Source organism: Streptomyces sp. NBC_00878 (assembly GCF_026341515.1).
Taxonomy (GTDB): domain Bacteria; phylum Actinomycetota; class Actinomycetes; order Streptomycetales; family Streptomycetaceae; genus Streptomyces.
In genome coordinates, this window is record NZ_JAPEOK010000001.1 from 8,499,339 (window position 1) to 8,514,238 (window position 14,900).

Annotated in this window: 14 protein-coding genes; 6 read left to right on the forward strand and 8 right to left on the reverse strand. The window is 71.6% G+C overall.

The genetic code is table 11. The annotated features are described in order from the left end of the window. Positions 1-95: 95 nt before the first annotated feature. Complete coding sequence (locus OHA11_RS36870) at positions 96-809, reverse strand: DsbA family oxidoreductase (protein WP_266503698.1); 714 nt, start codon at positions 807-809, stop codon at positions 96-98. Positions 810-993: 184 nt separating this feature from the next. Beyond that, on the reverse strand, positions 994-2,040 hold the full coding sequence (locus OHA11_RS36875; protein WP_266503700.1) for an alanine--glyoxylate aminotransferase family protein: 1,047 nt from the start codon (positions 2,038-2,040) through the stop codon (positions 994-996). Positions 2,041-2,256: 216 nt separating this feature from the next. Here OHA11_RS36875 and OHA11_RS36880 point away from each other — a divergent pair, with 216 nt between their 5' ends. From OHA11_RS36880 to OHA11_RS36900, 5 genes are all read left to right on the forward strand, one after another. After that, positions 2,257-3,114 (forward strand): transporter substrate-binding domain-containing protein, encoded by an 858-nt coding sequence (locus OHA11_RS36880; RefSeq protein ID WP_266503701.1) that lies wholly within the window; start codon positions 2,257-2,259, stop codon positions 3,112-3,114. Then, the gene (locus OHA11_RS36885) at positions 3,111-3,944 is read left to right on the forward strand and encodes an amino acid ABC transporter permease (protein ID WP_266503702.1); all 834 of its coding nucleotides are present in this window, start codon (positions 3,111-3,113) and stop codon (positions 3,942-3,944) included. The genes OHA11_RS36880 and OHA11_RS36885 overlap by 4 nt, the downstream gene beginning before the upstream one ends. Further along, positions 3,941-4,771: an amino acid ABC transporter ATP-binding protein gene (locus tag OHA11_RS36890; protein ID WP_323186725.1), complete on the forward strand. Its 831-nt coding sequence runs from the start codon at positions 3,941-3,943 to the stop codon at positions 4,769-4,771. Before OHA11_RS36885 ends, OHA11_RS36890 begins: the two co-directional genes overlap by 4 nt. 87 nt (positions 4,772-4,858) lie before the next feature. Further along, positions 4,859-5,950, forward strand: coding sequence for an amidohydrolase family protein (locus tag OHA11_RS36895; RefSeq protein WP_266503704.1), 1,092 nt, complete (start codon positions 4,859-4,861; stop codon positions 5,948-5,950). Positions 5,951-6,315: 365 nt separating this feature from the next. Next, positions 6,316-7,233: an SCO1860 family LAETG-anchored protein gene (locus tag OHA11_RS36900; RefSeq protein WP_266503706.1), complete on the forward strand. Its 918-nt coding sequence runs from the start codon at positions 6,316-6,318 to the stop codon at positions 7,231-7,233. 28 nt (positions 7,234-7,261) lie between these two features. On the opposite strand, the gene cobC is transcribed toward OHA11_RS36900, so the two are convergent. The 6 genes from cobC to cobM all read right to left on the reverse strand — a co-directional run bounded on the left by cobC (position 7,262) and on the right by cobM (position 14,002). Further along, positions 7,262-8,392, reverse strand: a complete 1,131-nt coding sequence (cobC, locus tag OHA11_RS36905; RefSeq protein WP_266503707.1) for an Rv2231c family pyridoxal phosphate-dependent protein CobC — start codon at positions 8,390-8,392, stop codon at positions 7,262-7,264. Further along, complete coding sequence (locus OHA11_RS36910) at positions 8,382-9,338, reverse strand: sirohydrochlorin chelatase (RefSeq protein ID WP_266503709.1); 957 nt, start codon at positions 9,336-9,338, stop codon at positions 8,382-8,384. The genes cobC and OHA11_RS36910 overlap by 11 nt, the downstream gene beginning before the upstream one ends. Next, positions 9,335-10,000, reverse strand: coding sequence for a precorrin-8X methylmutase (locus tag OHA11_RS36915; protein ID WP_266507702.1), 666 nt, complete (start codon positions 9,998-10,000; stop codon positions 9,335-9,337). The genes OHA11_RS36910 and OHA11_RS36915 overlap by 4 nt, the downstream gene beginning before the upstream one ends. 119 nt (positions 10,001-10,119) lie before the next feature. Then, the gene (gene cobJ / locus OHA11_RS36920; protein WP_266503711.1) at positions 10,120-11,802 is read right to left on the reverse strand and encodes a precorrin-3B C(17)-methyltransferase; all 1,683 of its coding nucleotides are present in this window, start codon (positions 11,800-11,802) and stop codon (positions 10,120-10,122) included. Further along, positions 11,799-13,133 (reverse strand): precorrin-6y C5,15-methyltransferase (decarboxylating) subunit CbiE, encoded by a 1,335-nt coding sequence (cbiE, locus tag OHA11_RS36925; RefSeq protein WP_266503712.1) that lies wholly within the window; start codon positions 13,131-13,133, stop codon positions 11,799-11,801. The genes cobJ and cbiE overlap by 4 nt, the downstream gene beginning before the upstream one ends. After that, entirely contained in the window at positions 13,130-14,002 is an 873-nt protein-coding gene (cobM, locus tag OHA11_RS36930; RefSeq protein ID WP_266503714.1) for a precorrin-4 C(11)-methyltransferase, read from the reverse strand. Before cobM ends, cbiE begins: the two co-directional genes overlap by 4 nt. A gap of 161 nt (positions 14,003-14,163) precedes the next feature. On the opposite strand from cobM, the gene OHA11_RS36935 reads away from it, so the two are divergent. Next, positions 14,164-14,892 (forward strand): ZIP family metal transporter, encoded by a 729-nt coding sequence (locus tag OHA11_RS36935; RefSeq protein WP_266503717.1) that lies wholly within the window; start codon positions 14,164-14,166, stop codon positions 14,890-14,892. The last annotated feature ends 8 nt before the right edge of the window (positions 14,893-14,900 follow it).

Genomic DNA, 14,900 nt, shown 5'->3' on the forward strand with positions numbered 1-14,900 from the left:
GCGGCCCCCGGAACCCCTCGTCCATTGCCGACTTCTACGTGGTTTTGCCAAGGAACGCTTATAGATCGGCCCCGACCTGCGCTTTTCCGTCCCCGTCAGTGCTGCGGCACCGCGCATCCGTCGGGGCCGCACGCCTCCGCGTCGTCCTGCTGGATCAGCTTGAGCGGCGCGTGGCTGCTCCATGCCTGAGCCAGGGCCTGCGCGAAGACCTCGGCGGACTGGGCGCCCGAGACGCCGTACTTGCGGTCCAGGACGAAGAACGGCACGCCGTTCGCGCCCAGCTCGGCCGCCTCGCGCTCGTCGGCGCGGACCTCTTCGGCGTACGCGGCCGGGTCGGCGAGCACCTTGCGGCTCTCGTCGGCGTCGAGTCCGGCGGCGACGGCCAGCTCCACGAGCCGCTCGTCGTCGTCGAAGACGGTCCGCTCCTCGGCGAAGTTCGCCTTGTAGAACAGCCCGATCAGCTCGTCCTGCCGGCCCCGCTCCTTCGCGAGGTGCAGCAGCCGGTGCATGTCGAAGGTGTTGCCGTGGTCGCGGCCCTCGGTGCGGTACGCCAGGCCCTCGGCGGCGGCCTGCGTGCCGAGGTTCTCCTCACCGGCCTTCGCCTGCGCCTCGCTCATGCCGTACTTCTTGGTCAGCATCTTGAGGACCGGCTGGATGTCGCCCTTGGCGCGGCCCGGGTCGAGCTCGAAGGAGCGGTGCACCACCTCGATGTCGGCACGGTGCGGGAAGGCGTCCAGCGCCTTCTCGAAGCGGGCCTTGCCCACATAGCACCAGGGGCAGGCGATGTCGCTCCAGATCTCGACGCGCATGTCTTCGGCTCTTTCGACTCGGAGGAACGAGGAACACGGAGGCCCCCTCCGCTCCGAACGTGAACGTATTCATCGCCTGGGTTCATTCCGCGGGTGGGTGGGGGGCTGGTCGCGCAGTTCCCCGCGCCCCTTGAAGGCAGGGGCTGCGCCCCTAGGTCGTGTCCGCACCCACCCGTAGACGCGATCAGTCCTCGGCCAACGCCGCGCGCAGCGCTGACAGACAGGCCTGGACGGAGTCCAGCGTTGCCGCGGGACCGTAGTGGTTGACCCGGATCATCTCCTTGGCCAGGGCACCGCCCCCCGCGGCCAGCGGCAACGACGGGTCCGCGGCCAACGCCCTGGCCACCACCCAGGACGCGTCGACCCCGACTGGCGTACGCAACGTGGTGGTCACCGGCGCCGCGTCCCGGGCCTCGTACACGTACGGCTCGATCCCCGCCCCCAACGCGAGCGCCCCCGCCCGGGTGGCAGCCGAGGCCGCCGCATGGCGGGCCATCACCGCGTCGAGCCCCTCGGCCTCGATGCGCTGGACACACGCCTCCAGCGCGAGCATCTCCAGCTGGGCCGGAGCGTGCGGCAGAGTCCGGCGCCCGGCGTCGGTCCAGCGCTCCTTCCAGTCCAGGAGGGAGAGGTAGGAGCGCCGGGGAGCATACGGGTTGGCGGACATACGGGTCCAGGCACGCTCGCTCACCGAGACCGCGGAGACACCGGCGGGCCCGCCCATCGCCTTCTGGGCGCCGATCACACACAGGTCCACGCCCCACGCGTCCGGCCGCACCGGCTCCGCACCGATCGACGCTACCGCGTCCAGGTAGAACAGGGCCCCGTGCGCCCGTACGACCTCGCCGATCTCCGCGACCGGGTTCGTGTTGCCGGTGGCGGCCTCCGCGTGGACCAGGGAGACGAAGTCGATCTCCGGGTGCTCGGTGAGGGCCTCGCGGATATGCGCGGCCGTGACCGCCGTGTGGAAGGGGACGGCCAGATCGTGCACCGTCGCACCGCAGTCCCGCAGCCAGTCGCCGAACGTCTGCCCGTACGGACCGGTGATCACGTTGAGAGCCGTCGTGCCGGGGCCGGCGGCGCCGCGAATGGCACCCTCCAGCGGCAGCAGAGCCTCGCCCTGCATGATCACGACGTCCTGCTCGGTGGAGAGCAGCCGCGCCACGCGGTCCTCGATCGACGCGAAGTGCGCGGCGCTCAGCGGCGCCAGGTCCAGGAAGGGGTGGGTCACAGCAGTGCTCTCTTCGTTTACGGATAGCGCTGTTCACGGATGGCGCTCACGGGGTAGGCGCACACGAGCGTAACGGGCGGGTTCCCCGCCCACCCCACTGATGACTTCTGATGACTTCTGAGGCTGGACAGCTCATCAGCCATGGGAATGGTTTGAGGACCTCAAACCTTTCCTTATAATCAGAAGTCACAGTTCTCCCACAGGAGGTCAACCCCCGTGAAGATGGTCCTCGGGCGCCGGACCCGCATTCTGGCCGCCACCACCGCGACGGCCGGGCTGCTGCTCGTCGCGGGCTGTTCTTCGGACGACGACGGGGGCAAGAAGACCACCGCGAACGGGGTCGAGCTGGTGAAGGGCGGACAGCTCACCACCTGCACGCACCTGCCGTACCCGCCGTTCCAGTCGGAGATCGACGGCAAGGTGCAGGGCTTCGACGTCTCGGTGATCGACCTCGTCGCCGCGGACCTGGGCGTGAAGCAGACGATCCTCGACCAGCCCTTCGAGAACTTCAAGACCGGCGGGTCCCTCAACGCCGGCCAGTGCGACCTCGCCGCGGCCGGCATGACGATCACCGACGAGCGCAAGAAGAACGTCGACTTCTCCGACCCGTACTTCGAGGCCACCCAGGCCGTCCTGGCCGACAAGAAGAGCGGCATATCCTCCCTCGCCGACCTCAAGGGCAAGAAGGTCGGCGCCCAGGCGCAGACCACCGGCGAGGAGTTCGCGAAGGGCAAGGGCCTCAACCCGGTCTCCTTCGAGTCCTCCGACGCGCTGCTGAACGGCCTGCGCACCGGCCAGGTCAAGGCCGTCGTCATCGACTACCCCGTCGTCCAGGGCTGGCTGAAGGACAAGGCCAACGCGGACGCCTTCGAGCTCGCCGACAACATCAACACCGGTGAGGAGTACGGCATCACGGTGAAGAAGGGCAACACCAAGCTCCTCGCCGCCATCAACAAGGCGCTGGCGGACGCGAAGGCCGACGGCACGTACAAGAAGCTGTACGAGAAGTGGATCGGCCCATACGACGAGAACGCGGCGGGCGCCGCCTCCGCTTCCCCGTCCGCCGCCTCATGAGTGGGACGGACACCAAAGTCCAGCCACGCAGAAGCGGCCTGACCAGACGTCAGAAGCGGGCCGTGTCGCGGGGTGTCCAGTACGCGGTGTTCGTCGCAGCCCTGGTCGCCTTCGGCGTCACGGCCGACTGGGAGCAGCTGCAGAACCAGTTCGCTCAAGTCGACCTGGCCGAGCGGATGTTCCCGGACATCATCACGCTGGCGTTGAAGAACACCGTCCTCTACACGGTGTCCGGCTTCGTCTTCGGCCTCGCGCTCGGTGTGGTCGTCGCGTTGATGCGGCTCTCCTCGGTCGGCCCGTACCGCTGGCTGGCCGGCATCTACATCGAGATCTTCCGCGGGCTGCCCGCCCTGCTGATCTTCATCTTCGTGGGCGTCGCCGTGCCGTTGGCGTTCCCCGGCACGGAGATCCCCGGCGGCACGTACGGAAAGGTCGCGCTCGCGCTCGGTCTCGTCGCGGCCGCGTACATGGCGGAGACGATCCGCGCGGGCATTCAGGCCGTGCCCAAGGGGCAGATGGAGGCGGCCCGTTCGCTGGGCTTCTCGCATGCCCGGGCCATGGTCTCGATCATCATTCCGCAGGCGTTCCGCATCGTGATCCCGCCGCTCACCAACGAGTTGGTGCTCCTCTTCAAGGACTCCTCGCTGGTGCTGTTCCTCGGGGTCACGCTGGAGGAGCGCGAACTCTCCAAGTTCGGCCGCGACCTGGCCAGCGAGACGGCCAACTCGACACCGATCCTGGTGGCGGGCCTGTGCTACCTGCTGGTCACGATCCCGCTCGGTTTCGTCGTACGCCGCCTTGAGGCGAAGGCCGGGGAGGCCACCAAGTGAGCACTACGAGCAGTCCGGCCCTCACGAAGGACGCGAGCGGCACGCCGGAGATCCAGGTCCGCGGCCTGCACAAGGCGTTCGGTGACAACGAGGTGCTGCGCGGCATCGACCTGGAGGTCGGTTCCGGAGAGGTCGTGTGTGTCATCGGCCCGTCCGGCTCCGGCAAGTCCACGCTCCTGCGCTGTGTGAACCTCCTCGAAGAGCCCACCAAGGGCCAGGTCTTCGTCGGCGGCACCGAAGTGACCCACCCCGACGTGGACATTGACGCCGTACGCCGCCGGATCGGCATGGTCTTCCAGCAGTTCAACCTCTTCCCGCACCTGACGGTGACCGAGAACCTCACGCTGCCGCAGCGCCGGGTGCTCGGCCGCGACAAGGAGGCGGCCGCGAAGGTCGCCGCCGAGAACCTCCGGCGGGTCGGCCTCTCCGAGAAGGCGGACGCGTACCCCGCCTCGCTCTCCGGCGGTCAGCAGCAGCGTGTCGCCATCGCCCGCGCGCTCGCCATGGGCCCCGAGGTGATGCTCTTCGACGAGCCGACCTCCGCCCTCGACCCGGAGCTGGTGGGGGACGTACTCGCCGTCATGCGGATGCTCGCGCGCGAGGGCATGACGATGATGGTCGTCACCCACGAGATGACCTTCGCCCGCGAGGTCGCCGACCGCGTCGTCTTCATGGACGCCGGCGTCATCGTCGAGGACGGCACCCCCTCCCAGGTCATCACGAACCCGACCCACGAGCGAACCCGCCACTTCCTGTCCCGCCTACTGGACCCGGCGATGGCGGACGTGGAGGAAGGAAACTCGGACGAGCTGGGCAAGCGCCTCTAGGGGCGCGGGGCTGTATCGATTTGCGGCTCCGCCGCGTGGGCGCGACCAGCCAAGAACCACCCGCAGTCGCCGAACTAAGCTGCAGCCATGAGCGATGAGGCGGTACTGCACGTAAAGGGCCGAGTACTCATCGGCCCGGACGACGCCAGGGACGAACTCTGGATCGTCGGCGGAAAGATCACCTACGAGCGCCCCACCGGCACCCGTGACATCCGTACGGTGACCGGCTGGGCCCTACCCGGCCTGGTCGACGCCCACTGCCACGTGGGCCTCGGCCCCAGTGGCCCCGTCGCAGACGACATCGCCGAGAAGCAGGCCCTCACCGACCGGGAGGCCGGCACCCTGCTCATCCGCGACGCGGGCTCGCCCTCCGACACCCGCTGGATCGACGACCGCGCGGACCTCCCGAAGATCATCAGGGCAGGCCGCCACATCGCCCGCACCCGCCGCTACATCCGCGGCTATGCCCACGAGATCGAGCCCGACGACCTCGTCGCGTACGTCGCCCAGGAGGCTCGCCGCGGCGACGGCTGGGTGAAACTCGTAGGAGACTGGCTCAACCGTGAAACGGGCGACCTCGGCGCCTGCTGGCCGCGCGACGCGGTCGAGGCGGCGATCGCCGAGGCCCACCGTCTGGGCGCCCGGGTCACCGCGCACTGCTTCGCCGAGGACTCACTGCGGGACCTGGTGGAGGCGGGCATCGACTGCGTCGAGCACGCCACCGGTCTGACCGAGGACACCATCCCGCTCTTCGCCGAACGCGGTGTCGCCATCGTCCCGACCCTCGTCAACATCGCCACGTTCCCGCAGCTCGCGGCCGGCGGCGAGGCCAAGTTCCCCCAGTGGTCGGCGCACATGCGGCGGCTGCACGAGCGCCGCTACGACACCGTGCGCGCCGCGTACGACGCCGGTGTCCCGGTGTACGTCGGCACCGACGCGGGCGGTTCGCTCGCGCACGGCCTGGTGGCGGGCGAGGTCGCCGAGCTGGTCACGGCCGGGATCCCGCCCGTCGAGGCGCTCTCGGCGACGGCATGGGGCGCGCGGGCCTGGCTGGGACGGCCGGGCCTGGACGAAGGGGCACCGGCCGACCTCGTCGTGTACGAGGGGGATCCGCGGGCGGACGTACGAGTACTGGCGGCGCCGCGGCGAGTGGTGCTGAACGGCAAGGTCGTCGGCTAGGAACGTTTCTCGCGAGAGCAGGCCGCCGGATGCCGAGTTGACGGAGCGTAACCGGCCACCTGGCCTGCTCGTTTGGCACGTTTTCATGCGACCCGGCGCGTCAACCGGTGCGTTCGAGCCGGTTCAGTGATCCGAGTGGATCCGGGGGGATCCGGGTGAAGATGAGGAACGCGCGTGCCGAGTGATTCGAAGAAGCGCACGGAAACTCCACGTATGAGTGAACTCCCGTCAGCTTGCTGACTGTTCACTCTCCGTGCGTAAGGATTCCCGCATCGACGCCGTCGGTGCTCCCCGCAGGTCCCCGTGAGTGGAGCGTCCGGCGGCGTCGCGTCTCCAGTTCTGTCTCCCGTGGGGGTCCCACCACCTTGAACAGCAACGCTTTTCGCATGCCCGCACGCAGGTTCGCCGTCACCGCGGCGGCCACCGTCCTGGCCGCCGGTCCCGCGGTCCTGGCCGGCGCGGGCTCGGCCCACGCGACCGACGACGACGGAAGCGCGCGTGCCGTCGTCCTGCGCACCGGGCTCGACGTCTCCCTGCTCAACAAGTCCGTGAACGTCCCGCTCACGGTCTCGCTCAACGACGTCCAGGCACCGCGGAGCGCCGAAGAGACCACGCTCACCGCGAAGTTGGACGGAGTCGACGGGGGGCAGCCGTTCACCGTGCTGGGCGCGGAGGTCGCGAAGTCGAGCGCGACCGTCTCCGCGCGGAAGGCCGAAGGCTCGGTGCACCTCGCCCAGGCGAAGGTGCATGTGCCGGGGCTGCCCCTGCTGTCGCTCATCGAGGTCGAACAGGTCAGCGCGAAGGCCGTCTGCGTGGCGGGTGAGAAGCCGGTCGCCTCCGCCAACCCGCTGGGGGCGGTGACGGTGCTCGGCAGGAAGACCACGGTGAGTGCCGGTGGCCCGACCGAGGTGAAGGTGCCCGGCGTCGGTGAGGTGCGCCTCGACCTGGCGTCGACCCGCACCACCACGCGTACGGCCGCTGCCACCGCACTCCAACTCAAGGTCTCCATCAACCCGTTGAAGCTGAACGTGGCCGAGGTCGAGGGCACGGTCACCCTCGCCGAGGCCACCTGCGAGACCCCGGCCGCGCCCGCCGCGTCCGCCGACCCCTCGAACCCCGTCGAGCCCGCGGTCGAGGTGAAGCCGCAGGGTGCGACCACCGAAGAGTCCAACCTCGCCGAGACCGGCGGCAGTTCAGTGACACCGTACGTGGCCGCCGGCGCGGTCGCCCTGCTGGCGACGGGCGCCGGAGCCGTCATGCTGGCCCGCCGCAAGAGGGGCTGAGCAACATCCTGACCTCACCCGGGTGAGGTCAGGAGTCCCGCAGGCTCAGAGCCTGGTCCAGCGCCTGGAGGAAGCGGTTGACCGTCGAGCGGTCGCGCACCGCGAGGCGCAGCCACGTGTCGTCGAGCCCCGGGAAGGTGTCGCCGCGCCGCACGGCGAAGCCCAGCCGGCGCAGCCGGGTGCGGACGGCCGCCGCCCCGGGGAGCCCGATGAGGACGAAGGGGCCCTCGGCGGGCTCCACGACACGGACGCCGTCGGACGCGAACTCCCTGAGTCCGGCGACCAGATGGGCACGGTCGGTGGCGATGCGACGAGCCGCGTCCTCCTGTTCCGCCAGCGCCCGCGGAGTCGTACAGGCCTCGGCGGCGGCGAGGGCGGGCGTGGACACCGGCCAGAGCGGCTGGGCCCGTTCGAGCTCCGCGATCGTCTCGGGTGACGCCAGGACGTACCCGATGCGCAGCCCCGCGAGCCCCCACGTCTTGGTGAGGCTCCGCAGCACCACAAGACCGGGCACGTCCGTACGCCCCGCGAGAGCCTCCCGCTCGTCCGGAACCGCGTCCATGAACGCTTCGTCGACCACCAACGTCCGCCCGGGACGGGCGAGTTCGGCGATCCGCCCGGCCGGATGGAGGACGGACGTGGGGTTGGTCGGGTTGCCGATCACGACCAGGTCCGCGTCCTCGGGGACGGCCGACGGGTCGAGCCGGAAGCCGTCCTCGGCCCGCAGCAGCACCCGGTCCACGGTGTGCCCGGCGTCCCGCAGCGCCGCCTCCGGCTCGGTGAACTGCGGGTGCACGACCACGGGTTGACGGACCTTCAGCGCGCGCGCCAGCAGCACGAAGGCCTCGGCGGCGCCCGCCGTGAGCAGCACCCGCTCCACGGGCAGTCCGTGCCGCGCCGCCACCGCGGCCCGCGCGGCCCGCCCGTCCGGATAGGCAGCCAGCCCGTCCAGCGACTCGGCGACGTGCGCGCGCAGCCAGTCCGGCGGAGTGCCCGCACGGACGTTCACCGCGAGGTCGACGAGCGCCGAGCCGTCGTCGCGCACCTCGGCGTCGCCGTGGTGCCGAAGGTCGTGCGCGTCACCGTGTCCGCCGGGGCGGTATCCGCCCGGGCCGCCTCTGCCGTCTATGTCGTCCCCGTCGTTCCTGTCAGTGCGCATGGGAGGGTGCGTGGCCGTCGTGGTGGTGATGTCCGTGGTGGTGCCCGCCGTCGTGGTGGCCGTCGTGGTGGCCGTCGTCGTCCGGGTGGAAGTGCGGCTGCTGGGGGAGCCCCACCTTGTCCTCGAAGCCGGGCAGCGCGATGCGGTAGACGCAGGAGTCGCAGTTCATCCGCAGATCACCCGCGACCGCCTCCCGGTAGCGCTCCATGACCAGGTCGAGCAGTTCCGGCTCCGGCCCGATGACGTCGGCCGAGACCACCTCGACCTCCGGATGCGCGGCCGCCCACCCCTCGGTCTGCTGCCGCACCCGGTCCGGGAGGATACCCGTGAAGAGGAAGTAGGGGAGTACCACGATCCGGCGCGCGCCCAGCTTCACACAGCGGTCCAGGCCCGACGGCACGTCCGGCGCGGCCAGCGAGACGAACGCCGTCTCCACGCCCGCGTAACCCCGCCCCTCCCACAACAACCGCGCCGCCTTGTGCACTTCGGCGTTGGCGTCCGGGTCGGTCGAGCCGCGCCCGACGAGCAGGACGGTCACCGCGGCCCGGTCCTCGGGTGTCCGCCCCGAGCCGCCGAGCGCCTCGTCGAGCCGCCGCTCCAGCACGGTGAGCAACGCCGGGTGCGGGCCCAGCGGACGCCCATACGTGTACGAGATCCCGGGGTGCCGCTCCTTCTCACGGCTCAGCGCGGCCGGGATGTCGCCCTTGGCGTGCCCGGCGGACACCAGCATCAGCGGGACCGCGGCGAACCGGCGCACCCCCTGCTCGACCAGTTCGGCGACGGCCTCGCCGAGCGGCGGCGGGGACAGCTCGATGAAGCCGCCCGCGACAGGCAGCCCGGGGTTGCGGCGGCCCAGCTCGCGTACGAAGTCACGGAAGGCCTCGGCACCCGCGTCGTCCCGGGTGCCGTGTCCGGCGATGAGCAGGGCGGGGGCGGGGGTGGTCACGATTTCTCCTTGGACTGGAACGAGGACTCGGCCCGGGACTGGGAGTCAGCCCGGGACTCGGACTGGGACTGGGAGTCAGCCCGGGGCACGGGGTGGTACAGCAGGGCGTTGAGCGCCGCCGCGGCGACCGCCGAGCCGCCCTTCTCGGACACGTTGCTGACCGCGGGCAGCCCGCTCTCGCGGAGCGCGGCCTTGGACTCGGCCGCGCCGACGAAACCGACGGGCAGCCCGATGACGAGCGCCGGAGCGGCGTCCAGCGTGAGCAGCTCTTCGAGCGCGGTCGGGGCGCAGCCGATCACCCAGATCGCACCGGGCCCGACCTGCTCGTACGCGAGCCGGACCGCGTGGGCCGAACGGGTCAGCCCCGGACCGGACACGGCGTCCTTGAGCCGGCAGACGGTGTCGCGCCGGGTGATGCCCGCCGCGACCATCTCCACGTCCACCACGACGGGCGCCCCGTCGTGCAGCGCCCGGTGGGCCCTCTCCAGCGCGGCCTCGTCGGTCACGAGGTCGGTCGCGTAGTCGAGGTCGGCGGCGGAGTGGATCACCCGCTCCACGACGGCACGGGTCAGCGGCGGGAAGTGCGAGGTGTCCAGGCGGGCCCGCAGCCGCCGGAAGGACTCCTGCTCGATGGGGTGCACGATCCGGGCCCCGGGGTCCATGGTCCGGGCTCCGGGGTCCATGGTCCCGGCGCCGTGGTCCATGGTCCGGGCCCCGTGGTCCACGGTTCGGGCCCCGTGGTCCGTGATCCGGTTCTCCGGGAACACCCCGCTCACTGCGCTCACTTGGACTCCTCCTGCCAGCGGTAGCCACGCGGCGTCACCATACGCCCGGCGATCTCACGGGTCGCCGTGTTGCCCACGGTCACCACCGTCATCATGTCCACCGTCGCCGGATCGAGTCCGGAGAGGGTGGTCAGGCGGCTGGATTCGTCGGGGCGCGAGGCGTTGCGTACGACTCCCACGGGCGTCGTCGGCTTCCGGTGCTGGGCGAGGATCGTGAGCGCCTTCGGGAGCTGCCAGTCGCGGCCCCGGCTGCGCGGGTTGTAGAAGGTGACGACGATGTCGGCCTCGGCCGCCGCGCGCACCCGGCGCTCGATGACCTCCCACGGTGTGTGCAGGTCGGAGAGGCTGATCGACACATGGTCGTGGCCGAGCGGCGCGCCCAGGATCGCTCCGGCCGCGAGCGCGGCGGTCACCCCGGGCACCCCGACCACGTCGATGTCGTCGGACGCCTCCGCGAGCGCGGGCGACGCCATCGCGTACACGCCCGCGTCGCCGCTGCCGATCAGCGCGACCGCCTGCCCGAGCCGGGCCTCGGCCACGGCCGTCCGGGCCCGCTCCTCCTCGGCGCCGAGCCCCGACTCCAGGATCCGGGTGCCCGGGAGGAGCAGGTCGCGGATCTGGTCGACGTACTGGTCGAGCCCGACGAGCACCGAGGCCCGGCGCAACTCGTCCTTCGCGCGGGGCGTCAGCAGGTCCCGGGCGCCGGGACCGAGGCCGACCACCGCGAGCCGCCCGCGCACCGGCCTGCGTACGACGGCGCAGGTCGCCATCGCTGGCCGCGCGGCCGACTTGCGCTTGGGGACCAGGAGTTCGCCGCCGCGCAGCAGGGCGGCGGCCTCCGCCACCGACGGGGTGCCGACGGCGGCGAGGGGCGCGTCCGAGGGGTTCGGCACGTCGACCGCCGCCAACTCCTCGGCGCCGTACGTCACCACGGGCACCCCGAGCCGCTCGGCCGCTCCGAGAATGCCGGGCTCATCGGCCTTGGCGTCCACGGTGGCGAACTCGGCGACGGACTTCGCCGAAAGACCGGCGTCCCGGAGCGCGTCCTCGACGAGCCCGAGCACCTCGTCGACAGGAGCGCCCTTGGAGGCACCGACGCCGACGACGAGAGAGGGCGGCCGGAGCACGACCTCACTCTCGGCGGGCTCAACAGCCCTGTCACTGACGCGAATTGAGTACGCCCCGGTCTCGGCGACCCGAAGCGGCGGAAGCGGCCAGGCCACGTCGGCCTTCAGTGCAACTGCTTCCCCGTCGAGCATGGCCCGGGACACCCCGGCCACATCCCCTTCCACCGGCAGGCCGAGCATGTCGAGCCCCGGCAGACCCACGGAGTCGGTCGCCGTCGTCACGACGGGTTCGGCACCGAGCAACTCGCCCACCGCGCGGGCGAGTTCATTGGCGCCACCGCCGTGGCCCCCGACCAGGGACACCGCGAACCGCCCGCCCTCGTCGACACACACGATCCCGGGATCGGACGCCTTGTCGATGAGCAGCGGCGCGACGAGCCGCACCACGGCTCCCGTGGCGAGGAAGCACACAAGCTGCTCACACTCCGCGAAGGCCCGCCGTACGGCGTCGCCCACGGGCCCCTCGTACACGCGGGTACGGCCCGGCCAGGCCGAGGCCACCCGCTGACAGCCCGCCGAACCGGCGGCCGTCGCGGAAATCAGGCCGATCACTGAGCAACTCCTTCATCGCGCGCCGGAGGCCGGACGCCCCACAGCAGGAAAACGGGATTGGTCGCCGCGAGCCGGGTGACATCCCCCGGCAGCGGCGCCAGCCGGGACGACTGCAGCAGTACGCCGTCACAGTCGAGCCCGGCCGCGACCAGCGCGTCCCGGACCGCCGGAACCCGGTCGAGGGCGGCCATCGCCACGACGACCGACCGCCGCGCCCGTCGGGCACAGGCGGTCACGATGGCGGGCAGTTCCCGGCCGCCCCCGCCGATGAACACGGCGTCGGGGTCGGGCAGGTCGGACAGCACGGTCGGCGCGGCGCCGTGCACGGCGGTCACGTCGACCCCGTGCGCGGCGGCGTTGGCGCGGACCCGTTCCACACCGTCCAGGGTCTTCTCCACGGCGGTCACGGCGGCCCCGAGCCGTGCGCATTCCACGGCCACCGAGCCGGAGCCCGCGCCGATGTCCCACACGTGCTCACCGAGCCGCGGCCCGAGCCGGGCCAGCGCCAGCGCCCGTACCTCGAACTTGGTGATCATCGAGTCCCGGTGGGTGAACTCACCCTCGTCCAGGGCCCATTGGGCGGGTCCGGGCGGCGGCCCCGCGATCGTACGCACGGGGGAGAGGACGCGTGACTCGTCGAGACAGAGCACGACGCTCACCGCCGGCCCCCAGTCGCGGGCGGCGGCCTCGGCGGGCGTGACCCGCTCGACCCGCTCCCCGGACTGCGAGGCGGAGCCCGAGTCCGGGGCGGTGCCGGTGCCGGTGCCGGTACTGGCACCCGAGCCAGTGCCCGAGTCCGCGCCCGCCCCCAGCGCCGAAGCAACCACCAACACCCGCCCGCTCGACCGGAGCGCGGCCCCGAGTTCCGCGGGTCCGGAGCCCGGCCCCGTCAGCACCGCCACCTTGGGGTGGGCCCGGCAGACGTTCACGGCGGTCCGCAGAGCACGCCCGTGCGCGCTCACGACCACCGCGTCGTCCCAGGTCAGCCCGAGCCGCGCGAAGGCGGTGGCGACGGACGACACCCCCGGGTGGACCGCCAGCCGGTCGGCCCCGAAACGCTCCGCGAGCGCCCGGACGATCCCGAAGAACCCGGGGTCCCCGGAGGCCAGCACGACAACTCGCCCCTGGTCCGCGGGCTTCTCCAGATACTGCTCGATCGCGTCGAGGGCGGGCGCGAGCGGACCGAGGACGACTCGCTCGGCCGTGTCCGGCATCGTCGTCGCGGCGGCCAGATGGCGTCGGCCGCCCACGACGAGCCCCGCCCCGGCCAACGCGGCCCCGGCGTCCGGCGAAAGGGGCGCCCCCGTACCCGTACCGACGACGGTGATCACGGAGTGACACCCTGAGTACCTCGCGCACCCTGAACGCCCTGTGTACCCTGTGCACCCTGTGCACCCTGTGTCCGCAGCGCCCTGCGGGCCTCCGGATCGGCCTTTCGGAAACCGTGGAAGTGGCCGGGGTGGTAGAGGTGCGAGCGCGTGCCGTGTGCGTCGAGGGCCGGGCCGACCAGGAACAGCGTGTGCTTCCAGAGCTTGTGCTCCTTGACGGTCTCCTCCAGCGTGCCGATCGTGCACTTCACGATCAGCTCCTCCGGCCAGGTCGCCTGGTACGCGACCACGACCGGCGTCGACGTCGGATAACCGCCCTCCAGCAGCTCCCGTACGAGCTGTCCGCTGCGGGCGGCCGACAGGAACAGCGCCATCGTCGTGCCGTGCCGCGCGAACTCCCGTACTTCCTCCCCGGGCGGCATCGGCGTCTTGCCGCCGCCGAGCCGGGTGAGGATCACGGACTGCGCGACCTCGGGGATGGTCAGCTCACGCTGGGCGAGCGCGGCGACGGCCGAGAAGGAGGAGACGCCGGGCACGATCTCGGTCTCGATGCCGATCTCCGCGCACCGGTCGGCCTGTTCCTGCGTACCGCCCCAGAGCGCGGGGTCGCCGGAGTGGATCCGGGCGACTCTCAGCCCGGTCTCGGCGGCGCGTTCGTACACGGCGACGACGTCCTCCAACGACATCGTCGCCGAGTCCAGGATCTCGGCTCCCTCACGCGCGTGTTCGAGAACCTCGGCCTGTACCAGGCTGGCCGCCCAGATCACGACGTCGGCCTCGGCGATGGCGCGCGCGGCACGGAACGTCAGCAGGTCGGCGGCACCGGGCCCGGCCCCGACGAAGGTCACCTTGCCGGTGGGGGCATCGGCCATGGGATGGGGTCCTCTCCTACGGGTGCTGCGGGTATCGCTACGGGTAACGCAGGGGGTTTCGGGGGCGCTTCGGGACGTCATCACACGTATTCCGGAAGCCGTGCGGGCTCGGGCGTGCGGCGGACGTGCGTGAACACGGGTTGATCGGATAGCAAGGGCCTATGGCGGTGTTCGTCGCGCTCGGCGCGTTCCTCATGACGCTGGCCGGCGGCTGGACGGCGCAACGCGTCACCGACCGCCGCCACCTCGTCCTCGGTCTGGCAGGCGGTCTGATGCTGGGCGTCGTCGGCCTGGATCTGCTGCCGGAGGCGCTCGACGCGGCGGGTGACGAGATCTTCGGCGTCCCGGCCGCGCTGCTGCTGTTCGTGGCGGGCTTCCTGCTGGCGCACCTGGTGGAACGCCTGCTGGCCGCACGACAGGCGGCGCACGGGGCTGAGGAGCACGACGGCCGCGCGCCCGAGGTGGGCCTGACGGCCGCCGCCGCGATGGTCGGCCACAGCGCGATGGACGGCGTCGCGATCGGCGCGGCCTTCCAGGTCGGCGGCGGCATGGGAGCGGCCGTGGCCGTCGCCGTGATCGCCCACGACTTCGCGGACGGCTTCAACACGTACACGATCACGACGCTGTACGGGAACGCCCGCCGCAAGGCGATCGCGATGCTGTTCGCGGACGCGGCGGCACCGGTGGTGGGCGCCGCCTCGACGCTTCTCTTCACGATCCCCGAGCATCTGCTCGGCGGCTATCTCGGCTTCTTCGGCGGCGCGCTGCTGTATCTCGCCGCCGCCGAGATCCTCCCCGAGGCCCACCACGAACACCCGGCGCGCTCCACACTTCTGTGCACGATCGCGGGTGCGGCCTTCATCTGGCTGGTGGTGGGCATCGCGGAGTGAGGCGCGCG

Bases quoted from the DNA above. Each gene is read 5' to 3' on its own strand.
- cobM (WP_266503714.1), bottom strand. From the start codon at position 14,002: ATGGCCGATGCCCCCACCGGCAAGGTGACCTTCGTCGGGGCCGGGCCC.
- OHA11_RS36885 (WP_266503702.1), top strand. From the start codon at position 3,111: ATGAGTGGGACGGACACCAAAGTCCAGCCACGCAGAAGCGGCCTGACC.
- cobC (WP_266503707.1), bottom strand. From the start codon at position 8,392: ATGCGCACTGACAGGAACGACGGGGACGACATAGACGGCAGAGGCGGC.
- OHA11_RS36935 (WP_266503717.1), top strand. From the start codon at position 14,164: ATGGCGGTGTTCGTCGCGCTCGGCGCGTTCCTCATGACGCTGGCCGGC.
- OHA11_RS36870 (WP_266503698.1), bottom strand. From the start codon at position 809: ATGCGCGTCGAGATCTGGAGCGACATCGCCTGCCCCTGGTGCTATGTG.
- OHA11_RS36915 (WP_266507702.1), bottom strand. From the start codon at position 10,000: ATGGACCCCGGGGCCCGGATCGTGCACCCCATCGAGCAGGAGTCCTTC.
- OHA11_RS36895 (WP_266503704.1), top strand. From the start codon at position 4,859: ATGAGCGATGAGGCGGTACTGCACGTAAAGGGCCGAGTACTCATCGGC.